Source organism: Mesorhizobium sp. M0618 (assembly GCF_040320765.1).
GTDB lineage: Bacteria > Pseudomonadota > Alphaproteobacteria > Rhizobiales > Rhizobiaceae > Mesorhizobium.
In genome coordinates this window covers 132,554-158,945 of sequence record NZ_JAMYQH010000007.1, presented here as the reverse complement: position 1 = coordinate 158,945, position 26,392 = coordinate 132,554, and the positions used below count along the sequence as shown (strand labels likewise).

Here is a 26,392-nt window from a genome sequence, read left to right as displayed (position 1 = left end):
GCCTTGGTCAACAGGCCGGCATTTTGCGCCGGACCTTATTAGGTCTTCGGGGCGTCCTTCTTGACGGCCTTCTCGGCAGCCTTCTTGTGCTTCTTGACGGTCTTCTTGACGACCTTCTTCGGAGCAGCCTTGGCCGGAGCGGCAGTCGCCGGAGCGGTGGTCGTCGAAGCAGCCGGAGCAGCGGTCGTGGTGGCGGCGGCGTTGCCGAGAGCCGGCATCGCGAAGGCGAGAGCGACGGCGAGACCGGTTGCGGAGAGGATGGACTTTTTCATGGCTTCGTTTCCTTTTTATGCGGGCCAAGTTTCGGAGTGTTACTGAACCGGGTCGTTCGGCGTCACTCCAAGCAGCTTCAAAGCACTGGCGAGCATCCGGATGCCCTGCGCCTGTTTCTTGGCGGCGCAGTACCGGTTGCCCTTTCTCTGAAGTGCCTTTGCCGCGGTGACCTGCGTTGCCGTGGCATGGGTTTCGAGGGCTTCATCAAATTGGTGGCTAAGATTGGCGCACCGTTCGCTCCGGGTTGTGAGCGTCACCTTTGCGTCCGATTGTCCGACAGCGGCAGTGACCAGGCAGAAGCCCAGCAACGCACCCAACAAACTGATCGACAACCTTGGCATCGGTTTATCCGTAAACCCGGAGACTAGCGTCGCAGCCGATGACCTGACCGCCACGAGATCAGTTATGCCCTTGAAATTTTTCAGGAGTTTTTCTGAACTGTAGAATTTTGTTTCTGGATTGTGTCTGAGAAAGCCGGTGTGAACCCGTCATAGCCACTGGCCAACATATGGCCTGAATTCTATCGTGTGGGTTGCGACAGAAGGGCTTGGCAATCAAAGACAGAAGGGCTTGGCAACAATGACAGGGCTGCTGTGAAATCCGACGCACACATACTGATCGTCGACGACGACAAGGGTATCCGCGACCTGCTGCAGGAATTCTTCCAGAAACGGGGCCTGCACACCTCGGTTGCCGCCGACGGCATCGAGATGGAGACCATCCTGCGGCGCGTCCAGGTGGACCTCATCGTCCTCGACGTGATGCTGCCCGGCAAGAGCGGGCTGGAGCTGTGCCGCGACCTGCGCGCCCAGTATTCGACGCCGATCATCATGCTGACCGCCGTCACCGAGACGACCGACCGCGTCGTCGGCCTGGAAATGGGCGCCGACGACTATGTGCCCAAACCCTTCGACCCGCGCGAGCTTTTGGCGCGTATCCGCGCCGTGCTCAGGCGCAATGGCGCCGCCGAGCCGAAGCGCGCCACCACCAAGCAGATCTACCGCTTCGCCGGCTGGACGATGGATTGTGCTCGGCGCCGGCTGATCGCACCCGACGATGTCAGGGTCGAACTGACCATGGCCGAATTCAATCTGCTGCAGACCTTCGTCAAGAGCGCGCAGCGCGTGCTGACCCGCGACCAGCTCATCGAGCTGTCCGGCGGCGACAGCGACTATTCCTTCGACCGCAGCATCGACATCCTGGTCAGCCGGCTGCGACGCAAGATGGAGGATGACCCGAAGACGCCCAAGCTGATCCTGACCGTACGCAGCGGCGGCTACCAGTTCCTGCCCGAGACGACCTCCGAATGAGACGTTTCCTGCCGCAGACCTTGCCTGTCTGGGTGCTGCTGATCGTCATTGCCGGCCTGCTGATCAGCCAGGTCGCGACCCTCTATATCGTGTCGCGCGACCGCGCCGCCGCCAACGGCGTCGTCGACCTCTACCGGCTCAACGACCGTGCCTTCTCGCTGGTTCAGCTCATGCATGACGCCAGTCCGGACGAGCGCAAGGCGACGGCGACCGGCCTCTTCAACTCCACTTACGCGCTCACCGTTTCGGACACGCCGGCGGTCACTTCGTCGATCGCCGGCGACGACGAACTGGCCGAACTCGAAGACATCCTCGTCGGCCGGCTGTCGAAATTCGGCATCACCGATGCACGCGTGCGCCGCGATCCGGCGACGCGCGAGGCCGATGACGCGGACGGCACGGCGCCGGGACCCGACATCGGACAGGTCGAGCGTGACCTTCTGGTGCTGGCCGCCGACTTCGCCCAGAGCGACAAGCTGACGGCCTCGCTGCGCTTCGCCGACGGCCAATGGCTGAACTTCACCGAACCGATCACGCCCGTCGGCCCGATCCTGAGCTTCGACAGCCTGCCGCTTTATTCGCTGATCGCAGGGCTGGTGGTGATCATGTCGATCTGGTCGCTGCGCCGGCTGACGGCGCCCTACCGGATGATGGAAACCGCCGTGAACCGGATCGGCAAGGATCTGAAGAGCCCACCGATCGCCGAGAGCGGCAGCCGCGAGGTCCGTGCCGCCGCCAAGGCGATCAACGCCATGCAGGCGAGGTTGCGCGAATATGTCGAGGACCGCGAACATCTGGCGGCGGCATTGGCGCATGATCTGCGCACGCCGATGACCAGGATGCGCCTGCGCCTGGAGCTGTTGCGCAAATCGGCGGTCCGCGAGGCGCTGGCGCACGACCTCGCCGACGTCGAGGGCATCGCCAGCTCGGTGATCGACTTCGCCACCTTCGAAGTGACCGAGGAAAAGAACGAACGCATCGATTTCTGGTCGCTCGTGGAATCGATCGCCGACGGCTATGACGACGTGTCGTTCGACGACGAGACCCGTTCGCGCGGGCTGATCTGCATGGCGCGGCCGGTCGCGCTCAAGCGCTGCGTCACCAATCTGGTGCAGAACGCGGTCACCTACGGCAAGAAGGCGCATCTTTCGCTGCGCCGGTCGGAAGACATGATCCTGCTCACCATCCGCGATGAAGGGCCCGGGATACCGCAGGCACAGATCGACGCCGTGTTCGGCTCGTTCGTGCGCCTCGAACAATCGCGCAACCGCCAGACCGGCGGTCTGGGCCTCGGCCTGACCATTGCCCGCAACATCGCGCGCGCCGCAGGTGGCGAGATCCGCCTGTCCAACAACCCGGGCGGTGGCCTGCTGACGCAACTGCGCCTGCCGCTGGCGGCATAAAAAGCATTCAAGCAGCCTCCGCTGCCCGCGGCGGCGTCCACGAATTTGGCGTTACCGCCGCAGCACCGCGCTCAGCACATCGCGGATGCCGATGGCGCCGACGAAGCGCGACTGGTCGTCGAACAGCGCCACGGGTGCTGTCTGCGAGCGGTGCATGGCCAGCATGACGGTTTTCAGCGAGGTGCCCGGATTGGCCCAGAACACCTGCGCTACTTCCTCGGGCTGGCCTTCGACGTCGGCGCACGACACCCACACCGCCGGCTTGCCGTCGCGTTCGGCCGCCGCCACCAGCCCGTGATCGTCGATCTTGAAGCGCGTCGTCTTGCGGCGGTCGAGCCACACCCAGCCGTCCTTGCCGTGCTCCAGATCGCGACGGTCGCGCATCACGTTCCAGGCGGTCAGCACCGACAGCGGGTTCACATTGGCGATGAAGTCGCGGACATAGTCGTTGGCAGGCCGCAGCACGATGTCCTCCGGCGCGCCGGTTTGCACGATGCGCCCACCCTCCATGATGGTGATGTGGGAGCCAATCTTCAGCGCCTCCTCGAGGTCGTGGCTGACGAAGATGATGGTCTTCTTCAACTCGGCCTGCAGTTGCAGCAATTCGTCCTGCAGCTTGGTGCGGATCAGCGGGTCGAGCGCCGAGAACGGCTCGTCCATCAGCAGGATCGGCGCCTCGGTGGCGAAGGCCCGCGCCAAGCCGACGCGCTGCTGCATGCCGCCCGACAGCTCATGCGCGTATTTCTTCGACCACTGGTCGAGATTGACCAGCTTGAGCTGGCGTTGCACGCGCTCCTTGCGCTCGGCTTCCGGTACGCCGGCGAGTTCGAGGCCGAGACCGACATTCTCCTCCACCGTACGCCAGGGCAAAAGGCCGAACTGCTGGAACACCATCGCCACCTGTTTCTGGCGCAGGCGCCGCAGGGTCGCCTCGTCGCAGGTGACGACGTCGACGGTCTTGTCGCCATCCTTGACCAGCACCTGGCCGCGCGACACCACGTTGAGCCGGTTGACCGCCCGCAGCAATGTCGACTTGCCCGAACCGGAGAGACCCATCAGCACGGAGATTTCGCCCTCGTTCACGGTCAGGCTGGCGCCGGCGCAACCCAGTACATTGCCGGTCTTGTCGAGGATCTCGGCGCGGCTGGCTCCGGCGTCGACCATCTTCAGCGATCCGGCCTGGTCGGCGCCGAAGACGATATCGACGTTCCGGAAATCGACGGCGACGGTCATTTCTTGCCTCCAACGGCGATGCGGGTCATCCGGTCGAGCACGATGGCCAAAACGACGATAGCGAGGCCCGCCTCAAGCCCGAGGTCGATCTTGCGCGAACCCAGCGCCCGGTTGATTTCGGTGCCGAGGCCGCCGGCGCCGATCAGTGCGGCAAACACCACCATCGACAGCGACAGCATGATGCACTGCGTCAGACCGGCCATGATGGTAGGCAGCGCCGAGGGCAGCTCCACCTTCCACAGCAACTGGCTCTTGGTGGCGCCGAACGCCTCGCCGGCCTCGACGATCGACTTCGGCACCGAGACGACGCCGAGATGCGTGAGACGAACCGCGGTCGGGATGACGAAGATGATCGTGACGATGAGGCCGGGCGCATTGCCGAGGCCGAACAGCGTCAGCACCGGGATCAGGTAGACGAAGGTCGGCAGCGTCTGCATCAAATCGAGCACCGGCAGCATGACGCGATAGACCTTCGGCTTGTGCGCCGCCCAGATACCGAGTGGCACACCGATGGCCATCGAGGCGGCGGCGGCGGCAACCACCAGCACCAGCGTCTCTACCGTCTGCTTCCAGAGGTTCTGGTTAAGGATGAACAGCAACCCGAGAAAGACAGCCACGGCCAAGCCTCTCGATCGCTGCAGATAATAGGCAAGCAGTGCAATCAGCGCGATGAGAAGGACCGGGGGTACCAGCAGCAGCGTGTCGACCACTCCGTCGAGCAGGAAATTCAAACCGCCGGAGAGACCGCGGAAGAAGGTGTTGAAATTGTCGGTAAGGAAGGTGAAGAACGCTTTGCCCCATTCGCCTATGGGGATCTTATAACTGACAAAGAATTTTGAAATCGGATCCATCTTGCCCCTCTTTGACAGTCGCCGTCCTTGCCGGACGGTCATCTTGTCACAGGATATGAAAAAGGGCAGCCCCTTCTAAAGTGACTGCCCTTCTTGATCGGTCACGCCGAACGCAAGACCTGCTCAGCTTCCGAGCGCAGTCTTCACGGCTGCAGCCGCGTCGCCGCCATCGAAAGTGGTCACGCCGGCAATCCATGGAGCAACCGCGTCCGGATGCTTCTTGAGCCAGTCGGTCGCAGCCGTATTGGCATCGGCGCCCTTGAGGATCGCGTCCATTATCTCGCCTTCCATGTCGAGATTGAACTTCAGGTTGGCGATGAATTTGCCGGCATTCGGGCACTCGGTGGTGTAACCCTTGCGCACATTGGTATGCACGGTGGCTGCGCCAAAGCCGCTGTCGCCCATGCCATCGAGATAGGTGATCTTCATGGCACCCATCACCGGATGCGGCGTCCAACCGAGGAACGCGATCCACTCATTGCTCTTGATCGACTGCTCGGCCTGCGTGAGCATGCCAGCCTCCGAGGATTCGACCAGCTCGAAGCCTTCGAGATTGTCCTTCGGGTTCTTGATCATGTCGAGGATGATGCGGTTACCATCATTGCCGGCCTCGATGCCGTAGATCTTGCCGTCGAACTTGTCCTTGAACTTGCCGAGGTCGGTCAGCGTCTTGACGCCGGCGTCCGCGACATAGGTCGGCACGACGATACCGTAGCCGGCGCCACTGAGGTTTTCGCTGATGGTCTCGACCGAACCGTCGGCGGTGTAGTCCTTGATGTCGTTGGTCATCGACGGCATCCAGTTGCCGAGGAAGACATCAAGATCCTTGTTCTTCAGCGACGCCATGGTCACCGGCACCGACAGCTGGATCGTCTGCGGTTCGTAGCCGAGCGCGGTGAGCAGTACCGATGCGACGCCGGTCGTCGCCTGGATGTCGGTCCAGCCGACATCGGAAAGACGCACCGCCTTGCAGCTCGCCGGATCGCCGGCAAAGGCAGCGCTGGTGGACAAAAAAGCCGCCAGGCCGAGGCCGGCGACGAAAGAGTTCATACGCGACATAGACAGTCTCCCATTGTGATTCTTTGGCGAAGCGTAGCTACGGTTTCTATGCCCGCCTTGTTTCGTCAGCCAAACACCATTCTGGTGTGGTTTCAAGCATTAAGACAATCACGATCAACGGCGCGGGCTGGCCAATCAGCGACACATCAGGCGCTTTTGCCATGCCGGACGGTTTTTTCGAAGACGGGCGGGCTTTTTCAGGGGAATGCGGGCGACCGCCCCTCCCCGTATCAGGGCAAGGCGGCTTAAAAGAGCGGCATGGCCAAGCTTTACTTCCACTACGCGACTATGAACGCCGGCAAGACGACGATGCTCTTGCAGGCCTCTTACAATTATCGCGAGCGCGGCATGGGCACGATGCTGTTCGTCGCCGGCCACTACCGCAAGGGCGACACCGGTCTGATCTCGTCGCGCATCGGCCTGGAGACGGAAGCCGAGATGTTCCGCGATGGCGACGATCTGTTCACCCGCGTCGCCGATCATCACGCGCATACGTCAGTGCATTGCGTCTTCGTCGACGAGGCGCAGTTCCTCGAGGAGGAGCAGGTCTGGCAGCTCGCCCGCATCGCCGACCGGCTGAATATCCCGGTCATGTGCTACGGCCTGCGCACCGATTTCCAGGGCAAGCTGTTTTCCGGCTCGCGCGCGCTGCTGGCCATCGCCGACGATTTGCGCGAAGTGCGTACAATCTGCCGCTGCGGCCGCAAGGCGACGATGGTCGTGCGCCTCGGCCCCGATGGCAAAGTGGCGCGCCAGGGCGAGCAGGTGGCGATCGGCAAGGACGTCTATGTCTCGCTCTGCCGCCGTCATTGGGAAGAAGAAATGGGCCGCGCCGCGCCCGACGACTTCATCGGCTTTATCAAGGGCTGACTCTGTCTCTTGGTTTTTGGAGCAATTCCCAGGGGGAGCGCTATGTGCTTTTCTTGGAATTGCACCGGGCTCATACGGTCGAGACACGCCACTTCGGAAACCGCCAACCCAGCCGCACACCCAGCGTCGCCACTGCAATCAGCGCCATGCCGGCAGCCTGCGCCGGTCCGAGCGGATGCCCATAGATCGCCCAGTCGACGATGATGGCGACGACGGGATAGATGAAGGTGATGACGCCGATCACCGGTGTCGTCAGGCGCGGAAAGGCCGAATTCATCAACACGTAGGCGATGCCAGTGTGCAGCACGCCGATGCCGAGCAGCCAGCCCCATGACGCAGGCGCAATATGTTGGCCGATGCCGGCGAACGGGGCGAGCATGACGACCCCAACCAGTGTTTGGCAGAGTACCGTAATTTCGGCGCGCTGCTGACCAAGGCCCTTGGCGAGGATCGTTGTAACGGCGTAGAGCATTGCGCCGCCCAGCGTCAGCGCAATGCCCGGCGCCCAGTTGGCATCGTCGTGGCCGTGCGCGAAGACGAGGCCGCTGGCCAGCACGACGCCGAGAAACGCACCGAGCATCCACAGCAGTTGGTCGAGCGAGATGCGCTCCTTGAGGAAGACGACACCGATCAGGACCACGAAGAACGGCTGGATATGGTAGATAATCGTCGTCGTGGCGATCGATGTCATGGCGAAGCCGGCGAAGAAGGCCGTCCAGCTCAGCACCATGCACACGCCGGCAAGTGCTGCAAGGGCAAGCCGAGACGGCGACAGCGTCCGATCCGGCAGATAGCCGCGCAACAGGCACCATAAGAAAAGGAATATCGCGCCGAACACACATCGCCAGAAGACGACGGCAACGGGATGCAGCCCCGATTCCGTGGCGAAGGCGCCGACCGTACCGGCGATCACCATTGCCAGAGCAAGGCTCGCGGCCGGAAAGCGGGCTGTCGAGGCGTCCGTCATGTGGTGGTTTCCCAGCGATCCCAGCAACCATCTGGTCACTGGCGCCACCTTCAAACAAGCGAATAGATTTGTGATGACCTATTCGATATACTGATAGCACCATGGCCGCGCCACTCGATCTCAATCTGCTGAAAACCTTTGTCGCCGTCGTCGAGAGCGGCAGCCTTTCCAATGCAGCACCCAGGGTCGGCCGCAGCCAGTCGGCGGTCAGCATGCAGATGCAGCGGCTGGAGGAGATGGTCGGCAACCAGCTTCTGGTGCGTGGTCCCAGAACCGTCACTCCCAATGCGATCGGCGAGGATTTCCTGATCTATGCGCGCCGGTTGCTGAAACTGTCGGATGAAGCCTGGGCAAGTGTCACCCGGCCCAAGGAAACAGGCAGCGTCCGCTTGGGGGTGCCCGACGATTATGCCGCCTTCCTCCTGCCGCCCGTGCTCTCACGCTTCGCGGCGGAGCATCCCCTGGTGACGGTGGAGTTGATCTGCGAACAGTCGACCGCGCTGGTGAAGACGCTGGCGGAGGGGCGGCTGGATCTGGCGATCATCACCCGCTTGCCGGAGCAGCCGCTTGAGGTGATCCGGCTGGAACGCTTCGTCTGGGTCGCCTCATCAAACCATGTCGCCTGGGAGACCGATCCGCTTCCGGTCGCCTTGTTCGAACCGGGCTGCGCCGCCAGGATGAATGTCCTGCAGGCGCTTGGCGATGCCGACCGCTCCTATCGCTGTACCTATTCAAGCGCCTCTCTGCTTGGCCTGATCGCCGTCGTCCAGGCCGGGCTCGCGGTGGCTGGCCTCGCCCTGCGCAGCGTACCACCGTCGCTGCGCATCGTCGGCGGCAATGAAGGGCTTCCGGTGCTGCCGGACCTCGAAATCGGCATCCTTCGCAACCCGCTGTCGACGACCCAGGCGGTCGAGCGGCTGAATGATTTCCTGCGCCGCGATCTGGCACAACAGGCCTGACTCGCGGGCCTGTCTTCCGCAATCCCGCCGCGATGCAGCGTTTGTTTCCGCGATGCAGCGTTTGTTAAAGCCTCGGCACTATAAGGCCGCCAGCCAGAACTCTCCGGGGGCAGCATGTTTCGAGCCGCTTCGTCCGCCAGCATCCTTCTCCTTGCCAGCTCGCTTGTGGCCCATGCCGGCGGCGACCCGGCCCTGGGCAAGAAGGCCTTCAACCGGTGCATGGCCTGCCATGAAGCAGCCACCGACCGCGACAAGGTCGGTCCGCATCTGTTGGGCGTCGTTGGCCGCACCGCCGGCAGCGCCGAGAGTTTTCTTGGCCGCTATTCCGAGGCGATGAAGAGTGCCGGCGCCGCCGGCCTGGTCTGGGATGAAGCCAATCTCGCCGAGTATCTCAGGGCACCCAAGCTGAAAGTGCCCGGCAACAAGATGGCGTTTGCCGGCCTGACCAAAGACGACGACATCGCCAATGTCATTGCCTATCTGAAGGCCGATCCCAAGCCCTGATCCGCTGTTCGTCAGCTCTGTAAAGCCGGCTTTCTCCTCGCATATCGCGGCCGCGATTGCTTCGGTGGTTTGCCCAATACAAAGGCATCCGTGCGCCTTCGCCTTGCCGCATGAAAGTTCAATGACAGCTGAACTATGGCTGGTCGGCAAGCTAATCACGCCAAGCCCACGCCTTCACTGGCTTTCAAGACCCTGACGAATTTTTTTGTTTTCACGCCGCCCTTATCTTCACGTCTTTCAATCCCCTGATGCCCCACATATATTCGCCGCTGTTCGCGACCAGCGACGTCATGCCGAAGCGGGAGGCCCCAATGGCGACATTGCAGAATTTCGACGCCGAAATTGCCAAGACCAAGCAGGTCGTGCAGGACATGCGCTCCAAGATCGAGCAGTCCGGCACCATGCTTGATACGCTTGCCACATCAGACAAGAAGATCGGCGACGCCAATTTCGACCTCGAGAACGCCCGCATCGAGGATGTGCTGAAGCAGCAGAAGGTGATGGAAGGCAACATTGCCGACCTGATCATCGGACTGGAGGACGCCACCAACGTCTTCGGCGCCGAATTCGAGAGCATGAAGAACTACACCGGCTGGGAAAAATTCATCGGCATCTTCTCCAGCCAGAGCAAGCAGCGCATGCGCACCGACCGCGTCCGCAACATGTCGCTGGCCGGCAATCTGCAGGAACTGTTGGTCAAATCCGACACCATCGTCGGCATATTGAAGGCGCAGAAAGAGGTCCTCGACCAACGCTACAAGACCTCGGAAACCAGCCTGTCGCAGGTGATCGAGCGCCGCAAGACCACCATGACCAACCTCGAAGCCGTGCAGAAGCGCATCGAGGAGCTCAACCCGATGCTGCTCGACATCGAAAACAAGATCGCCGCTTCGACCAGCCAGAAGGATCGCACGCAGCTCGAAGGCGAACGCTCCAAGCTGGCGACGGAATACAACGAAAAGCAGGCCAAGGAGCAGGAGCTGCTGGCCGAGAGCCAGACGCTCGAGCGCTACACCTCGATGTTCCAGACCTTCGTCGATTCGCTCAACAACCAGATCGCGGCGCAATCGACGCTGATCAACAAGCTGACCATCGATACCGAGCAGCGCATCGTGCTCTACAAGGCGCTGGAAGATTCGCTGAAGACCGCAGCTCAGCAGGACGTCGCCCACAAGATCAACACGCTGGGCAGCCAGGTCGACAACACCGCCGAGGAAACCATGGCCGGCATCGGGGCTGCTTCGCAAAAGCACATCGGTGACCTGCTTGAGATGCACGAGAAGAACATGGTCGCTACCGCTGACATCCAGCGCCGCAAGAAGCTGGCCGACGATGCCTTTGCCCGCCGCTTCGACGAGGTGCTGAAGAAGCACAATTCGGCGAACTACGTGCAGTCTTAGGAGTGACAGGACTGCCCGCGAGCGCACAGGCATGACCCCCGAAAACGAAGCGGCGGCACGGTATTTTTCCGCCATCACGGCCGCACTCAGCGGCCTTGAAGTGTTCATGCGCGACGATCGCTCGCCGCTCTACCGGCATGGCATCGTCGCCAAGATCGTCGCCGAACACATCGCCAGGCTCGACAAGTCGTTTTCCTGCTGGCGCAACCGGCTCGGCTTCATGGACACATTCCGCATTTCGCGCGCCGAAAGCGGATTTCCGGTGTTCCAGAACCTGCTCGAACTGGAAAACGACCGACGCCAGGCCGACGCGCGGCTTGCCAACATTCCGCTCGCCGGCGAGTTGCGCGAGGAAATGGCCGACTTCATCCTGCGCCACAAGGAATTCCCCGCGGCGCTGCAGAAGTCGATAGCCGAGCGGCTTTATCTCGAGGACGTGAAAAGCGAGAACACCTTCGGCCCGTTCACCCTGGCGCAAACGGCCAAGGTCTCGGTCAATCCGAAGACGGGGCGGCCTTATTATCTCGTCCACTGGGCGACGTTCGACGGCAGCGCCAACCTGCCGCTAGTCTACATGGTGACGGTGGAGGATTCGTCCGAAACGATGATTCGCCAGCTTGTCGATAGAAACGGCAAGCTGAACGAGACGATTGACATTCCGCTGCCGGTCGATGGCCTGCTCAATCCCGAGCTTGCCCACCGTTTCGACGATTTCACCGAGAAGAACTCCGCCTACACGCTGTCGCCGGCGACCATCGCGGTCAATCTCGACAAGGATTTCGAGCCGCTGCACCCCAAGCAGCTGCGCCGCGTTGTGCTCGGCCCGTTCTATTCGGCTGGCATCACCGACAACAATTCGACGGTGACCGAGGTTTTGGCCAAGGTGCGCAAGCCCGAAAATGCCTGGCTTTTGACCTGGACCATCCAGGAGGTCTATTCCAAGAGCGAGAAACCCGGCCGCAAGGGCCTGTTCTCCAGCGAGAAGACGACCCAGGAATACTTCATCAATACCGACGATCTGGAAGCCGCGCGCCAAGGCGTGTCGAGCTACGAAAACCATGCGCTGATCCCGCACGAAGCCTATCAGGCGCTCTATGCCGCTGGCGAAGCGCAAAAGGTCTTTGCCGGCTACAAGGTTCACATCCTGTCCAACGGACAGGTCATCTCAGACGTCTGACCGTCACACCACGGAGCACCCTTCATGGATACCGGCCTGACCACCATCCCGGAAGCCGCCATCGAGAAGCACCGCGCTACCGCGCAGAGCTTCATCACCCGTGTCGTCGTGCTGGAGGACCCGTCTAGCTCCTCCGGCACAGCACTTGCCGGCACCAACCGCCGCTTCGTTTCGACCGTCTCGGTCGGTTCGGTGCGCCGCACGCGCGAGGTCGAGCTGTCGAAGACCGTCGGCGCCGTTCATCCCGATGATCAGCTGCTGACCATCCCGCAGCACACGTTCCTGTTTCGCGCCCGGCGCGGCACGGCGATCGCGCTGGCAATATCGGACGTCTTTGCCGAGGGCTCGGACCTTGAAAGTCTGCAGGCCAAGAACACCCGCGCGCCGCTCGAAGGCGACGAGGCGTCTACCTTCAAGAAGCTTCTGTCGGCCTCGGCTTACATTTCGGCCTTCAGCCTCGCCTCCTACCTGTTCCAGCTGATCGACAGCGACGGCGAGGCGCCCAACGACAGTCCCGAACCGGACTTCCTGTTCGACACGCCGCAGGATGCAGTGAAGTCGATCCTGGCCGGCCTCGACAAGGCGATCTCGGGATCGTCCGACGACGCCGACCTGATGACAAGGGCGCGTGCCTTCGCCCGCGTCGCCATCGACGGGCTTCTGGCCCGCAAGGGCCGCTTCGACGGCATCGGCCCGTTCGAGAACGCGCATATCCGTATCGATGCCGACGATTTCACCCTCGATGGTTTCGACGTCGCGCCGGGCAAGCGTTCAAAACCGCTGGTGATGACATTCAAGAAGCCGGAAGAGGTCGTCGGCAATCACATCGCCAAATACCAGTCGGTCAAGCTCGCCAAGATGCTGATGGCCTACGACTTCGAGCGCGAACTCAATCCGTTCGTCGAACTCGGCGGCTTCCTGTTCACCTTCATCGGCGACGGCGCCCCCGGCACCGGCAAGACGACCCTGATCCAGATGATCGCCGGCCTCGTCAACGGCTATTGCCAGGTCGCCGGCTATCCCTTCGCCTACGAGAATTTCGGCGTCGACCAGATCTCGTCCTATCAGGGCAAATCAGGCCAGAACTGCCGCCAGTTCATCAACAATGTCTTGAACCCGCGCGTCATCGGATTCGGCACCATCGACGACATCGACCAGGTGGCGGCGCGCCGCTCAGACGACCGCGCCTCGGCCGGCCAGCAGGAAATCACCGGCGTGTTGATGGATGCCTTCGCCGGTGCCGCCACCGTGGTGCGCGGCAACTGCTCGTTCGGCATGTTCTCCAACTACCCCGAAAATGTCGACGACGCGCTGCGTCAGCGCGCCGGCGCCCGCTGGCTGGTCGACGGGCCGCAGAGCCGCGACGACTACATCGACATTTTTGTCCTGCTGGCGGGAAAAAACCACAAGATCCCGCTCGGCGACCACGATCTCTACGCCGCGCAGGAAATCCAGCGCGCCGTGACCGAAGCCTATGAGGAGCACGAGAGGCCGCAAGAAGACGGGCTGATGAAGGTCTACGAGCGCTACATGAAGGAGAACGGCGCGCCGAAAACGATGGCCGACATCGGCACCTATCTGCACCTGATCAAGGATGCCGAGCCCCGCTTCACCGGCCGCGCCATCAAAAACGTCACCGACGCCATCAAGATGCGCGCCATGGACATCGAGCTTCCCGACGACTGGTTCGAGAAGCCGGAAGTCTTCATGCACAAGGGTTATAACGAGAAGAAAGCGATGATCGAGGAACTGCGCGGACCGTTTTCGATGGACATGGTCATGCAGGAGATCAACCGCTACGCCGACTCGGAGTTCCGCTATTCCGACAAGTCCGACGACTCCGCCGTACAAAAGCTGCTGCGCGACGCCCGCCTGCGCGAACGGGCCGCGCGCGAGATGGAGGAGATGAAGAAGAAGGGGCTGTGGAATGCGTGAGTGCGCGCCTACCCCCCTCTGGCCTGCCGGCCATCTCCCCCTCAAAGGGGGAGATCGACTTCCATCATCGCTTTCGCCAATCTTCGACCTATCTGGAAAAGCAGCATGGACGACGCTGCCAATCTCCCCCCTTGAGGGGGAGATGGCCGGCAGGCCAGAGGGGGGTGCTGGCACGCTCCTAGGGAGCGATGCACCTTGACCGCCAAACCTACCAAGAAGCCCGATCTTCTGCGCGACAATGAGCTGATCTACGGCCGGTTGCTGACGGTCGACGAGCCGCATCTGATCCAGCGCTACAACAAAGCGCTCGCCGCGTTCGGCTTGAAGCCGACGAAACTGAAGAGCTTCCAGATCGACCGCACCGGCTTCTCGCCGGAAGTGGCCGAGGAATGTGACGATTATGACTATCTCGATCCCAACGAGGTCAACCGCCGTTTCATCATCCTGACGCCGTCGCAGATCGACCTGCCGGTGGTGCACACCGCCTTCTCCAACACCTCGCAACTCATGTTCGAGTTCATGTCCAGGAACCGGCGCGCCATCGATGCGCTGACGATCAAGGACGTCATCTACGGCGAGATCGAGGATTCCATTCCCAAGGTCAACGACATCGAGGATTTGCTGTCGATCAGCCAGGTCGAATTCAAGGTGCTGTCGGCCGAGGATGTGCTGGGCAAGGCCGCCGAACTCGGCAAGCTCGTGGACCGGCTGAAGCAGGAGCCCGATGCCTGGCGCGACAGCGACATGCTGAACCGCATGGTGGAGCTCGCCAAGATCTGCGGCGACATCCGCGAGAACGCGCTGGTGCCCGACCAGGTGATCTTCCGCCACAATGCCTACTGGACCAGCCACTTCGGCGGCCTCTACGTGTTCGTCGATCCGGATATAACGACGGTGATCAGCGATCCGGCCGCCCCCGGTTTCCGCCGCTCGCGGCCGTGGCAGGTCAGCTATCTCTCCATCAACGACGCCGACAAGGTGTTCAAGTTCCTCGCCACCACCGGCCGCATCGAGCTGCCGCGTGCCTCCTGGGTGGAGACCTCGGGCTATCTCGAGCACCGCGCCGAGATGGTGGTGCGCGCGCTGATCCGCGATGCCGAGCCGAACCGCAATTTGACCGATGTCGACAAGGTCTGGCTGCAGACCTGGATCCAGAGCCATGCCGACCTGATCACCAGAGACGGCAATTTTCCGTTCCTCAACGCCGCCAAGCGCGAGATCGCCCAGCTCGGCCACCTCAAGATCGAGGATGTCTTCCCGCAGCAACGTTTCCTTGTCATCCGCGCCAAGCCTGACCACCCCGACGCCTGGCTGACCAACCGGCTGATCTCGGATTTCGTACCGTCGGACTTCGTCTCGCGCTACATCTTCAACAAGGACGGCTTTTATGAGGACTATGGCGGCTTCAGCGACGCGTGGCGATCGCATGTTGTGGACGTTCTCAAAACCACATATTTGAAAGACAAGGTGGCGTTTCGCACACGCCTCTACGGCCTGACTGACTAGAACGAAATGAATCGTTATGTCGTTCTAACTTCTTGTTTTGGCGCATGATGTTATCCAAAAAGCCTGCAACTTTTTGGCGTCATGCTTTGAGGGGGTGACACAGCCATGCTCGATCCGATCGTGAATTTCTTCACCCGCATTTTCCAGTGGATTGGCCGCGGCATCGGCCTGTTGATCGGCGTGATCCTGTGGCCCTTCCTGTGGGCCGGGCGCTGGTACACGCAGCGCGGCTGGATCCTCAAGGCGGCGGTCGGCCTTGCCCTGCTGGTGCTGATCGGCCTCTACGCCAATTTCTTCTACGCCACCCAGTGGTGGAACAATTTCAACCCGAACTATCCCGACACCTACACGTTCGAGAAGCGCAATGTCTCCGCCGGCGAACAGGTCGCCGCCGGCGCCGGCACCGACACGGCCAAGACCTGCGGCAACTCCGGCATTGCCCAGATCGCCGCCGACCTGACCGACTTCAACGTCAACCAGAATGCCTGGATCTCGTCGATGATCCTCTACAAGCTTGGCCTGTTCGGCATCGACTGGGACAACACGCCGTGGATGGACAACAAGGCCTCCTTCCAGCGCGGCATCAACCAGGCGGTGCGGCGCACCGCGACCGAACTCGCTGACAATCTCGGCCGCGTCCGCACCACCTCGCAGATCGACAGCGATCTGCAGAATGCCCGCGGCAACCTGCAGTTCGACGAGGAGACCTGGTATTTCGGCCTGAACCCGTTTGGCCCCAAGACGCCGACACCGAGCTACTATCGCGACGCCGTGCGCATGCTGCGTTCCTTCAACGCTCGCCTTGCCACCTGCCAGGCGACATTCGACGCCCGCGCCGACAATCTGAAACAGTATATCGACCGCATCTCGTCCGACATCGGCTCGACCTCGGCGATCCTCAAGGAACGCGCCGAGAACCACAACAATGGCTGGTTCGACTTCCGCGCCGACGACCGCTACTGGTTCGCCTATGGCCAGCTCTACGGCTATTACGGCCTGATGAAGGGCGCCCAGGCCGACTTCGAGGACGTCATCAAGGAAAAGCATCTGCAGAACCTGTGGGACACGATGGACTCGCAGTTCGTTTCGGCGCTGAAGATCCAGCCTTTCATCATCGCCAATGGCCGCGAGGATGGCTGGCTGTTGCCGACGCATCTGACGACGATGGGCTTCTATGTGCTCAGGGTGCGCTCCAACATGGTCGAAATCAGCAACGTTCTGACGCAGTAGCGCTGTTCCATTAGGGACCAGGCGATGGCGAATTTGCGCCGTCGCCTCTGTCGCATTCCGTGCATTGTGCGGCTGTTTTGAGACGGCGGCGCGGCGTGTCCTCTGGCTTCTATACGGCGCGGCAACGGAGCCAGGAAGAACCGATGACAGGTCGGCCGGTCCGCAGAGGAATTTTCTCTATAGGAAACATAGTTGCATGAAAGTTGACGCCGCGGCAGCGACAGGGTTAGAACATGCCCGCGCCCGGGTCCAACCTGCCTGCGAGTAAGATCAACCCGTCCCCTCCATCGTCCAATCCAGAGGAAAGCCGTCATGGCCGAAGTGAAGTCCGACATCGAGATCGCGCGCGGCGCCAGGAAAAAGCAGATCCAGGAGATCGGCCAGAAGATCGGTATCCCGACCGAACATTTGCTGCCCTATGGCCACGACAAGGCCAAGATCTCAGCTGAATTCATCAAATCGGTGAAGGGCAACAAGGACGGTAAGCTGATCCTCGTCACCGCCATCAACCCGACGCCGGCCGGCGAAGGCAAGACCACGACCACGGTCGGTCTCGGCGACGGCCTGAACCGCATCGGCAAGAAGGCGATCATCTGCATCCGCGAGGCCTCGCTGGGCCCGAACTTCGGCGTCAAGGGCGGTGCCGCCGGCGGCGGCTATGCGCAAGTCGTGCCGATGGAGGACATGAACCTCCACTTCACCGGCGACTTCCATGCCATCACCACGGCGCACAACCTGCTTTCGGCGCTGATCGACAACCACATCTACTGGGGCAATGAGCTCGGCATCGACACCCGCCGCGTCGTCTGGCGCCGCGTCATGGACATGAACGACCGCGCGCTGCGCGAAATCATCTGCTCGCTCGGCGGCGTCGCCAACGGATTCCCGCGCGAGGGCGGTTTCGATATCACCGTCGCCTCGGAAGTCATGGCCATCCTGTGCCTGTCGACCGACCTGAAGGACCTCGAAAAGCGCCTCGGCGACATCATCGTCGCCTATCGCCGCGACAAGTCGCCGGTCTATGCCCGCGACCTCAAGGCCGACGGCGCCATGGCCGTGCTGTTGAAGGACGCCATGCAGCCGAACCTGGTGCAGACGCTGGAGAACAACCCGGCCTTCGTGCATGGCGGCCCGTTCGCCAACATCGCGCATGGCTGCAACTCGGTCGTCGCCACCACGACGGCGCTCAAGCTCGCCGACTACGTCGTCACCGAAGCCGGCTTCGGCGCTGACCTCGGTGCTGAAAAGTTCTTCGACATCAAGTGCCGCAAGGCGGGCCTCAAGCCGGCGGCGGCCGTCATTGTCGCCACCGTGCGCGCCATGAAAATGAATGGCGGCGTCAAGAAGGAAGACCTCGGCAAGGAAAACGTCGAAGCGGTGAAGAAGGGCTGCGCCAATCTCGGCCGCCACATCGAGAACATCCGCCAGTTCGGCGTGCCGGCGGTGGTTGCCATCAACCACTTCTACTCCGACACCGACGCCGAGATCCAGGCGATGAAGGACTATGTCGCCTCGATGGGCGAAGAGGCGATCCTGTGCAAGCACTGGGCGCACGGCTCGGCCGGCATCGAGGATCTCGCCAACAAGGTGGTGGCACTGGCCGAATCCGGTGCTTCGCAGTTCGCGCCGCTCTATCCCGATGCCATGCCGCTGTTCGAGAAGATCAACACCATCGTCCAGCGCATCTATCGCGGCTCGGAAGCGATCGCCGACAAGTCGGTGCGCGACCAGCTCAAGGCCTGGGAAGACGCCGGATACGGCCACTTGCCGGTGTGCATGGCCAAGACGCAGTACTCGTTCTCGACCGACCCGAACCTGCGCGGCGCGCCGACCGGCCACACGGTGCCGGTGCGCGAGGTCAGGCTTTCGGCCGGTGCCGGCTTCGTCGTCATCATCTGCGGCGAGGTCATGACCATGCCCGGCCTGCCCAAGGCGCCGTCCTCGGAAAAGATCTTCCTCAACGAGATGGGCCAGATCGAAGGCCTGTTCTAAAATCCTTCAGTTCAAACCGCAAAGGGCGCCGCAGCGATGCGGCGCCCTTCTGTTTTCGGATAACCTAAGCAGCGCTACGCGACAGCGCCCGCTGGTTGGAGCCGAAGATGGTGTCGCGTTCCGGCAGCGCGCCGGTCTTCAGGCACTCGACCCATTCGGCGGTCTTGAGCACGGCGGCGAAGCGCGACTGCAGGATGATCGTGACCACGCGGTGGATCTCCTCGGCCGAGGCGTAGCCGGCGCTGTTGGCGTAAGGCACCGAGCCGGTCGCATCCGACAGGAACTCGACGGCAAAGCCCATATGCACGGCGTGGATGATGGTCGACAGGTCGCAATTATGCGTCATGTAGCCGACCACCGTGATCGTATCGATGGCGTTGGCGCGCAGCCAGTCCTCGAGGTCGGTGCCGGTGAAGGCGGAGGGCAGGTTCTTTTCGACATAATGGTCGCGCTCACGCTTGGCGATTTCGGGATGCAGTTCGCCGCCATGGCTTCCCCTGGCGAAGATCGGCGATGTCTCGGGCGCCATCTGCTTGACGACCACCACCTTGATGCCGGCCGCTGCCGCCGCGTCCAGGGCGCGTGCCACATGGACGACGCTGTCGCGGAACGGCGGATGCTGGATGGCAAGACTGCCGCCATCATAGTCGTTCTGCACATCGACGACGATCAGCGCCCGGCGTGGCGTGGTGTTGGCTGGGTCAGACATAGTGTTTTCCTTTCCGGCTCGAATGCGATGGACCGAAAATAGGCGGACTCCCCGACAGTCGAAAGTGGCCCAATTGACATCATTCGAAAGAATTGGGACAATCGCATTCAACTGCCGGAAGCACCCATGACCGACCCGATCATTGCCGTCCTCGCCTTCGACGGCATCAGCCCGTTCCATCTTTCCGTGCCCTGCCTGGTCTTCGCAGAGGACAGGACGGCGCTTGGCCTGCCGCGCTTCGACTTCCGCATCTGCGCGGCCAAGCCCGGCCCGATCCACACCGAGGCCGGACTGACAATTGCCGCGCCGCATGGGCTCGAAGGCCTCGACGGCGCCGATATCGTCATCATTCCAAGCTGGCATCATCTCGGCGAGCCGGCATCGCCGCCGCTGATGGAGGCGTTGCGCCGGGCGCACCAACGCGGCGCCTTGATCGTCGGCCTGTGCCTCGGAACCTTCGCCATTGCCGCGGCCGGGCTGCTTTCGGGCCATCGTGCCGCTACGCACTGGGCCTATTCCGAACAGTTGCAGAAACTCCATCCCGACGTCGCCGTCGACGCTTCGGTGCTCTATGTCGACAATGGCGACATCGTGACCTCGGCCGGCGTCGCCGCCGGTCTCGACTGCTGTCTCCACATCGTGCGCGCCCGCTACGGCGCGGAAGCGGCATTGCGGCTCGCCCGCCAGATCGTTCTTTCTCCGCATCGGCAGGGCGGGCAGGCGCAATTCATCGAGCATCCGGTGGCAAGAAGCGCGGACGCCGACCGCTTCACCCAGGCCCTGGACTCGGTTCGTGCGACGCTTGGCGAGACGCATAGCCTCGACAGCGTCGCCGAGGCCGCTGGCCTGACCCGCCGCACCTTTACCCGTCGCTTTCAGAAATCGATCGGCGCCAGCTTTGGCGATTGGCTGACCAGCCAGCGGATCGAACTGGCGCAGCGTTTTCTGGAAGCGACGGAGAAATCCATGGACATAGTGGCCTTCGAAGCCGGCTTCGGCAGCGCCACCTCGCTGCGCCAGCATTTTTCGGCACGGCTCAAGACATCGCCGGCGCAATACCGGCGGGAATTCTCCAGAAGGACCGATCAGGACGAGCGCATGACGTACGTCCTATCGTCCTGACCTGTTCAGCCTCGCTTGATCGCCCGCGCCGGATTGCCGAGCACCGTGGTGTTCGCAGCCACGACGCGCGTCACCACCGCCCCCGCACCGACGATGGCCCCTTCACCAATACTGACGCCGCCAAGGATGACGGCTGAGCCGCCGATCCAGGCATTGGCGCCGATCTCGACGGGTCGGGCGATCTCCAGTCCGGCTTGCCGCCCAGCGACCTCCTTGTGATGCTCGGCGCAATAGATCTGCACATTGGGACCGAGCAGCGTTCCCTTGCCGATGCGCACACTCGCTGTGTCGAGGATGGTGCAGCCGGCATTGAGAAAGACGCCGTCGCCGAGAAAGATGTTGAAGCCATAGGCGCAGTGGAACGGCGCCTCGATGCGGGCGCCCTCACCGGCGTTGCCGAGCAAAGTTTTCAAGCCCGGCCCGAGATTGCCGCGCTGCCGCGGCGGCAGGCAATTGTGCTCGAACACCGCGTCACGCGCGACAACACGCAAGGACTCCAGCTCATCATCGAGGCAGGTGTACCATTCGCCGGCCGCCATCTTCACGCGCTCGCTTTCGGCCATGACGCGGTCTCCAGTTCACGTCCTTGCAAAGCACAAGTGCAGCCAACAGAAAAGCGCCGATGCAAGTACTGGTCAAATATTGGACCTATGGTAGCCTGCCGTCTCAAAGGCCGTCCTGGCCCGGTGATCGAGGGGGATCGACCATGCTCTACATTCTCGCACTTCTGATCGGCGTCATTGCCGGTCTTCGCGCCATGACGGCGCCGGCTGCCGTTGCCTGGGGCGCTTATCTCGGCTGGCTGCCGGTTGCCGGCACCTGGGCGAGCTTCATGAGTCACTGGGCGGCTGTCGGCATCTTCACCATCCTGGCCATCGTCGAACTGGTCACCGACCAGTTGCCGTCGACGCCGAGCCGTAAAGTGCCGCAGCAATTCGGCGCCCGCATCGTCATGGGCGCCTTCACCGGCGCGGTGATCGGAGCGACAGGCGGCGCCACCATCGGCGGCCTGATCGCGGGCGCCATCGGCGCTGTCATCGGCACGTTGGGGGGCGCCGAAGCACGCGGCAGGCTGGCAGCCGCCTTCGGCAAGGATCCGCCCGCCGCCTTCATCGAGGACGCGGTGGCGATCATCGGCGGTCTGCTGATCGTGGCTGCGGTGGCATGACGACGAAAACCTTCGACGCCATCATCATCGGTGCCGGACAGGCTGGCCCTCCGCTGGCCGGCCGGCTGACGGCCGCCGGCAGGAGCGTGGCGCTGATCGAGCGCAAGCTGGTCGGCGGCACTTGCGTCAACACCGGCTGCATGCCGACCAAGACCATGGTCGCCAGCGCCTATGCCGCGCATCTGGCGCGCCGCGCCACCGACTACGGCGTGACGCTCAGTGGCCCCGTCGGCGTCGACTATGGCAGGATCAAGGCGCGCAAGGACAAGGTGACGATCGACGCTCGCACCAATCTCGAGACCTGGATTGCCGGCATGGACAAATGCACCCTCTATCGCGGCCATGCGCGTTTCGAATCCGCCAACACGGTGCGCGTCGGCGACGATCTGCTGACCGCCGAAAATATCTTCCTCAACACCGGCGGCCGCGCCTCGGTCCCAGACCTGCCCGGCATCCACGACATCGACTATCTGACCAATTCCTCGATGATGAATCTCGACGTGCTGCCGCGCCATCTCATCGTCGTAGGTGGCAGTTACATCTCGCTCGAATTCGCACAGATGTTCCGCCGCTTCGGCTCGGAGGTCATAGTCATCGAAAAGAGCCCACGCCTGACCGGCCGCGAGGACGAGGACGTCTCTGCCGCCATCCTGTCGATCCTCGAAAACGAAGGCATCGCGGTCCATCTCGGCGCCGACGACATCGCTTTCGCCAGACAAGGCCAGGACATTGCCGTGACCTTCTCCGCCGGCAAACCGCCGGCGGTCGGCTCGCACGTGCTGCTGGCTCTGGGGCGGACGCCCAACACCGATGACCTCGGCCTGGAGAGGGCTGGCGTGGAGGTCGACAAGCGCGGCTTCGTCTCTGTAGACGACCAGTTGCGCAGCAGCGTGCCCGGCATCTGGGCGATGGGCGACTGCAACGGCAGGGGCGCCTTCACCCACACCTCCTACAACGACTACGAGATCGTCGCCGCCAACCTGCTGGACAATGATCCGCGCAAGGTCAGTGATCGCATCGAAGCCTATGCGCTCTACATCGACCCACCGCTCGGCCGCTGCGGCATGACCGAGGCTGCGGTGAAGAAATCCGGCCGTCGCGCGCTGGTCGGCCAGCGGCCGATGACCCGCGTCGGCCGCGCTATCGAAAAGGGCGAGACGCAGGGTTTCATGAAGATCCTGGTCGATGCCGACACCAGGGAGATCCTCGGCTGCTCGGTGCTCGGACCCGGCGGCGACGAGGTTATCCATTGCGTGCTCGACCTGATGTACGCCAAGGCGCCCGTCGACACGCTGGCGCGTGCCGTCCACATCCACCCGAATGTCTCGGAACTGCTGCCCACGATCGCCCAGGAACTGAAGCCGCTGGCTTGACAGCCTGTTGGCGATCCATTTCAAAGCTCTTCCTTTTCTGCATCGCTGCAATGCAGCAATGCAGCTTGCGCACGGTGGCGTCCTTCGCGCAGTCTCAATTTGAACCGATTCAGTCTGGACGCCCCCATGCCCTTGCCGATCCTTGCGCTTGCCATTGCGTCCTTCTGCATCGGTACCACCGAATTCGTCATCATGGGCCTGCTGCCCGAGGTCGCAGCCGACCTCGGCGTCTCGATCCCTTCGGCGGGTCTGCTGGTCACCGGCTATGCGCTGGGCGTCGTCTTCGGCGCCCCGATCGTCGCCATGGCCACTGCGCATTTGCCGCGCAAGCCGGTGCTGGTCGGGCTGGCCGTGCTGTTCGTCGTCGGCAATCTGTTTTGCGCCATCTCGCCCAACTACTGGACGCTGATGGCCGCGCGCGTTTTCACCGCGTTCGGCCATGGCGCCTTCTTCGGCATCGGCTCGGTCGTTGCCGCCAGCCTGGTGCCGCGCAACAAACGCGCCAGCGCCATCGCGCTGATGTTCGCCGGGCTGACGCTGTCCAACATCCTTGGCGTTCCCGCCGGAACCGCACTTGGCGAAGCCTTCGGCTGGCGCTCCACCTTCGTTGCCGTGGTCGGTATCGGCCTGATCTCGGTGGCAGCGATCGCCTGGCTGGTGCCGTCCGATGTCGCCCAGCCAAGCGGTGGCGGCTTGCGCGGCGAACTGCGCGTGCTGGGCAAGCTGCAGGTCTGGCTGGCCATGCTGATCGCGGCGCTGACTTCCGCAAGCCTGTTCACCGTCTTCACCTACATCAAACCCTACCTCACCGAGGTGTCGGGCTTGTCGACCTCGGCAGTCACGTGGGTTCTGCTGCTGTTCGGCGCGGGCATGACCATCGGCAACATTATCGGCGGCAGACTGGCCGACTGGAAACTGATGCCGACAGTGATCGGCACGCTGCTGCTGATGGCCCTGCTTTTCGTTGGCTTCAGGCAGTTCGGCGCAATCGCCAGCGTTGCCGTCGGCATCGTCTTCCTGTGGGGCCTGCTCATCTTCGTCGTCGTGCCGCCGCTGCAGATCCGGGTCGTCGAGGCGGCCTCCGAGGGACCGAACCTCGCCGCCACGCTGAACCAGGGCGCCTTCAATGTCGGCAATGCCAGCGGCGCCTGGATCGGCGGCGTAGCCCTTTCCGCCGGTGTTTCCTATGCCAATTTGCCGCTGGTCGGCGCAGCACTCGCTTTGTTGGCGGTCACCGTCGCCGTGCTGTCACAGGCGCTGGACCGGCGCGCGCCGGTCATCCCGCTCCCGGCTGAATAGTCTCTTGCGCCCATAGCGCGGCGGGCTGGACCAATCGACATAGGCGCCTTCACATCGCATGTCTTCTGGTCCTTGATGGAGGAAGTCATGCAGAAATCGATCGAGCGCATCGCCGGCGAAAGCGAAGGGGTTTCCTACGAATTCCCGCTGTTCCGCTTCACTGGTTCCGACAAGGCTGCTCCTTCGGCCTATCTGCAGGCGGCGCTCCATGCCGGTGAGTTGCCGGGCGTCGTCGCCATCGACGCGCTGATGCCGATGCTCGCCAGGGCGGAGGCCGAAGGCCGCATCAAGGGCAACCTCACCGTCGTGCCCTGGGCCAACCCTGTCGGCCGGGCGCAATATCATTTCGGCGAGCATCAGGGCCGCTTCCATCTGGGCACGCGCACCAATTTCAACCGCGGCTTTCCGCTGCTCGCCGCGCCCGACACAGCCCTCTTGCCAGACACCACCCTTGGCAGCGTCGACCAGCGGCTGAAGACGCGGCTGGTGCAGCTGTCGTTCGGCCATGACATCGTGCTCGACCTGCACTGCGATGACGAGGGCCTCGCCTATCTCTACGTCCACACCAGCCTGTGGCCGGCCATGGCCGATTGCGCCGCCGCCATGGGCGTCGACGCGGTCGTGCTGTGGAGCGAGGACACCGACGGCACCTTCGAGGGCGCCTCGATCATGCCCTACCAGAACGTCCCCGCCGATATGGCCAAGCTCGACCGTCGCGTCGCCACCACCGTCGAATATCGCGGCATCCTCGATGTCGACGGTGCCTTGGCCGACGCCGACGCCGACGGCCTCTACCGGCTGCTGGTGGCGCGCGGCGTGATCGCCGATAGCGCCCTGCCCGCGCCGGGTCCTTTCACCGGCTTCGTGGCGCCATTGGAAAACATCGACATGATGCCGGCGCCACGGGCCGGTGCCGTGCTCTACGACGTGAAACCCGGCGACCGCGTCGCCAAGGGCGCGCGCCTAGCCACCATCGTCCATGCACCGGGTGAAACCGATGGCCGCACCGAAGTGTTTGCGCCGCAGGATGGCATCATCCTGACCCGCCGCTCGCGCCGCATCATCCGCGCCGGCGAGGATCTGTTGAAGCTGGTCGGCGACAGGAAGAGCGCCGACGCCCGGTCGGGGACGCTGGAGGACTGACTTAACCCGAAATAGCCAGCCGCGCCTTCGCCTCCAGCCATTCGGCCATCTGCCGGTAAGGCACCGGGCCGTGGCTGAATGCGGGCGACACCCAGTTCCGCCAGCCGCTGGCGCGGCGGCACATGCGCCAGCGCAATGATGTTGACCGGCAACGCAATTGCCTTGCAGAGTGTCTCGATCAGGCCCTCATCGCCAAGGCCCGGCGCAAAGAAGCCGTGCGCGCCAGCTTTTTCGAAGGCCTGTGCGCGCTCTATGGCCTGGTCGAGCAGGGCGTCATCATGCGCATCCGGTTTCGCCTTGAGGAAGATGTCGGTTCGAGCGTTGATGAACGCCGGTATCCCGGAAGCCTTGACGGCCGCCGCCGCGGCTTCGATGCGTTTTACCTGAACAGCGATGTCGTGCAGGCCGCTGCCACCGACAACCTGGTCTTCGAAATTGAACCCAACAGCGCCGGCCCGCAGTGCCGACGTTACCGTGCGAGCAACAATTTCCGGGTCGACGCCGTAGCCGCCCTCGAGGTCCATGGTCACCGGCAGGTCGACGGCAGTGACGATGCGCTTGATGTTGTCGAGCGCCAGCTCCAGCGGGATTTTCTCGCCATCGGCATAGCCGAAGGCGGCCGCCACCGGCCAGCTTCCGGTGGCGATCGCCTTGGCGCCCGCTTTCTCGACGATCTTGGCCGAACCCGGATCCCAGACGTTGTAGAGAACGATCGGGTTTCCCTTGACGTGGAGGGAATGGAACGTCCGCGCACGCTCGATCTGCTCGGTCATGATTGTTTTCTCGTCTTCCTGCTGTTGATGAACATTCTAAGCGCCATAGCCGGTTCTGGCGATATACCATGAGGCGCAGAAGCGACAGCCACCGCAGGCTTTTCAAATCAGTTGCGCATCCGGTTTTTCGCGGCTA

At 62.8% G+C, this 26,392-nt stretch carries 24 protein-coding genes and 1 pseudogene; 16 read left to right on the top strand and 9 right to left on the bottom strand.

Going from position 1 to position 26,392, the window contains the following annotated elements; genetic code table 11:
• Positions 1-38: 38 nt before the first annotated feature.
• Complete coding sequence (locus NKJ04_RS10450) at positions 39-272, bottom strand: hypothetical protein (RefSeq protein ID WP_013529962.1); 234 nt, start codon at positions 270-272, stop codon at positions 39-41.
• 39 nt (positions 273-311) lie between these two features.
• Positions 312-614, bottom strand: a complete 303-nt coding sequence (locus NKJ04_RS10445) for a hypothetical protein (RefSeq protein WP_023809859.1) — start codon at positions 612-614, stop codon at positions 312-314.
• A 252-nt stretch (positions 615-866) separates the two neighbouring features.
• On the opposite strand from NKJ04_RS10445, the gene NKJ04_RS10440 reads away from it, so the two are divergent.
• Positions 867-1,583 (top strand): response regulator, encoded by a 717-nt coding sequence (locus tag NKJ04_RS10440; RefSeq protein WP_013529960.1) that lies wholly within the window; start codon positions 867-869, stop codon positions 1,581-1,583.
• Positions 1,580-2,986, top strand: a complete 1,407-nt coding sequence (locus tag NKJ04_RS10435; protein WP_023809860.1) for an ATP-binding protein — start codon at positions 1,580-1,582, stop codon at positions 2,984-2,986. The genes NKJ04_RS10440 and NKJ04_RS10435 overlap by 4 nt, the downstream gene beginning before the upstream one ends.
• Positions 2,987-3,037: 51 nt before the next feature.
• On the opposite strand, the gene choV is transcribed toward NKJ04_RS10435, so the two are convergent.
• The 3 genes from choV to NKJ04_RS10420 all read right to left on the bottom strand — a co-directional run bounded on the left by choV (position 3,038) and on the right by NKJ04_RS10420 (position 6,129).
• Complete coding sequence (choV, locus tag NKJ04_RS10430) at positions 3,038-4,219, bottom strand: choline ABC transporter ATP-binding protein (protein WP_023809861.1); 1,182 nt, start codon at positions 4,217-4,219, stop codon at positions 3,038-3,040.
• Positions 4,216-5,070 carry a choline ABC transporter permease subunit gene (choW, locus tag NKJ04_RS10425; protein WP_127266555.1) on the bottom strand — a complete coding sequence of 285 codons (855 nt, stop codon included), beginning with the start codon at positions 5,068-5,070 and terminating at the stop codon, positions 4,216-4,218. Before choW ends, choV begins: the two co-directional genes overlap by 4 nt.
• Before the next feature lie 123 nt (positions 5,071-5,193).
• Positions 5,194-6,129: a choline ABC transporter substrate-binding protein gene (locus NKJ04_RS10420; protein ID WP_023809863.1), complete on the bottom strand. Its 936-nt coding sequence runs from the start codon at positions 6,127-6,129 to the stop codon at positions 5,194-5,196.
• A 258-nt stretch (positions 6,130-6,387) separates the two neighbouring features.
• Between NKJ04_RS10420 and NKJ04_RS10415 the strand changes: the two genes are divergently transcribed.
• Positions 6,388-6,999, top strand: a complete 612-nt coding sequence (locus tag NKJ04_RS10415; RefSeq protein WP_352674731.1) for a thymidine kinase — start codon at positions 6,388-6,390, stop codon at positions 6,997-6,999.
• Between the two features lie 70 nt (positions 7,000-7,069).
• Here the strand turns inward: NKJ04_RS10415 and NKJ04_RS10410 are convergent, their stop codons facing one another.
• Positions 7,070-7,966 (bottom strand): DMT family transporter, encoded by an 897-nt coding sequence (locus NKJ04_RS10410; RefSeq protein ID WP_128303731.1) that lies wholly within the window; start codon positions 7,964-7,966, stop codon positions 7,070-7,072.
• 101 nt (positions 7,967-8,067) lie between these two features.
• On the opposite strand from NKJ04_RS10410, the gene NKJ04_RS10405 reads away from it, so the two are divergent.
• The 8 genes from NKJ04_RS10405 (at position 8,068) to NKJ04_RS10370 (ending at position 18,669) form a co-directional block, all read left to right on the top strand.
• A complete protein-coding gene (locus NKJ04_RS10405; RefSeq protein ID WP_128303730.1) occupies positions 8,068-8,925 on the top strand; it encodes a LysR substrate-binding domain-containing protein in 858 nt (285 codons plus the stop codon).
• Between the two features lie 114 nt (positions 8,926-9,039).
• Positions 9,040-9,429 (top strand): c-type cytochrome, encoded by a 390-nt coding sequence (locus NKJ04_RS10400; RefSeq protein WP_127809512.1) that lies wholly within the window; start codon positions 9,040-9,042, stop codon positions 9,427-9,429.
• Between the two features lie 311 nt (positions 9,430-9,740).
• Positions 9,741-10,829: a hypothetical protein gene (locus tag NKJ04_RS10395; RefSeq protein WP_127266549.1), complete on the top strand. Its 1,089-nt coding sequence runs from the start codon at positions 9,741-9,743 to the stop codon at positions 10,827-10,829.
• A gap of 31 nt (positions 10,830-10,860) precedes the next feature.
• Positions 10,861-12,006 (top strand): hypothetical protein, encoded by a 1,146-nt coding sequence (locus NKJ04_RS10390; protein WP_352674727.1) that lies wholly within the window; start codon positions 10,861-10,863, stop codon positions 12,004-12,006.
• Between the two features lie 24 nt (positions 12,007-12,030).
• The gene (locus NKJ04_RS10385) at positions 12,031-13,941 is read left to right on the top strand and encodes an AAA family ATPase (protein ID WP_352674725.1); all 1,911 of its coding nucleotides are present in this window, start codon (positions 12,031-12,033) and stop codon (positions 13,939-13,941) included.
• Between the two features lie 195 nt (positions 13,942-14,136).
• Positions 14,137-15,447: a DUF6638 family protein gene (locus NKJ04_RS10380; protein ID WP_352674724.1), complete on the top strand. Its 1,311-nt coding sequence runs from the start codon at positions 14,137-14,139 to the stop codon at positions 15,445-15,447.
• Between the two features lie 105 nt (positions 15,448-15,552).
• The gene (locus NKJ04_RS10375; protein ID WP_352674722.1) at positions 15,553-16,677 is read left to right on the top strand and encodes a DUF2333 family protein; all 1,125 of its coding nucleotides are present in this window, start codon (positions 15,553-15,555) and stop codon (positions 16,675-16,677) included.
• 312 nt (positions 16,678-16,989) lie between these two features.
• Positions 16,990-18,669, top strand: a complete 1,680-nt coding sequence (locus tag NKJ04_RS10370; protein ID WP_023809872.1) for a formate--tetrahydrofolate ligase — start codon at positions 16,990-16,992, stop codon at positions 18,667-18,669.
• A gap of 64 nt (positions 18,670-18,733) precedes the next feature.
• Here the strand turns inward: NKJ04_RS10370 and NKJ04_RS10365 are convergent, their stop codons facing one another.
• Positions 18,734-19,378 (bottom strand): cysteine hydrolase family protein, encoded by a 645-nt coding sequence (locus tag NKJ04_RS10365; RefSeq protein ID WP_352674720.1) that lies wholly within the window; start codon positions 19,376-19,378, stop codon positions 18,734-18,736.
• A gap of 126 nt (positions 19,379-19,504) precedes the next feature.
• On the opposite strand from NKJ04_RS10365, the gene NKJ04_RS10360 reads away from it, so the two are divergent.
• Entirely contained in the window at positions 19,505-20,500 is a 996-nt protein-coding gene (locus NKJ04_RS10360; RefSeq protein ID WP_352674717.1) for a GlxA family transcriptional regulator, read from the top strand.
• Between the two features lie 5 nt (positions 20,501-20,505).
• Here NKJ04_RS10360 and NKJ04_RS10355 read toward each other — a convergent pair whose 3' ends face one another.
• Entirely contained in the window at positions 20,506-21,063 is a 558-nt protein-coding gene (locus tag NKJ04_RS10355; protein ID WP_352674715.1) for a sugar O-acetyltransferase, read from the bottom strand.
• Positions 21,064-21,206: 143 nt separating this feature from the next.
• Between NKJ04_RS10355 and NKJ04_RS10350 the strand changes: the two genes are divergently transcribed.
• The 4 genes from NKJ04_RS10350 (at position 21,207) to NKJ04_RS10335 (ending at position 25,483) form a co-directional block, all read left to right on the top strand.
• On the top strand, positions 21,207-21,668 hold the full coding sequence (locus NKJ04_RS10350) for a membrane protein (protein ID WP_023809876.1): 462 nt from the start codon (positions 21,207-21,209) through the stop codon (positions 21,666-21,668).
• Positions 21,665-23,041, top strand: a complete 1,377-nt coding sequence (locus NKJ04_RS10345) for an FAD-containing oxidoreductase (protein ID WP_352674712.1) — start codon at positions 21,665-21,667, stop codon at positions 23,039-23,041. The genes NKJ04_RS10350 and NKJ04_RS10345 overlap by 4 nt, the downstream gene beginning before the upstream one ends.
• Before the next feature lie 126 nt (positions 23,042-23,167).
• Positions 23,168-24,340 (top strand): MFS transporter, encoded by a 1,173-nt coding sequence (locus NKJ04_RS10340; protein ID WP_292702147.1) that lies wholly within the window; start codon positions 23,168-23,170, stop codon positions 24,338-24,340.
• 87 nt (positions 24,341-24,427) lie between these two features.
• Positions 24,428-25,483 (top strand): succinylglutamate desuccinylase/aspartoacylase family protein, encoded by a 1,056-nt coding sequence (locus tag NKJ04_RS10335; RefSeq protein WP_352674709.1) that lies wholly within the window; start codon positions 24,428-24,430, stop codon positions 25,481-25,483.
• A gap of 1 nt (position 25,484) precedes the next feature.
• Here NKJ04_RS10335 and NKJ04_RS10330 read toward each other — a convergent pair.
• Positions 25,485-26,256 (bottom strand): annotated as a pseudogene (locus tag NKJ04_RS10330) (isocitrate lyase/PEP mutase family protein).
• Positions 26,257-26,392: the final 136 nt, after the last annotated feature.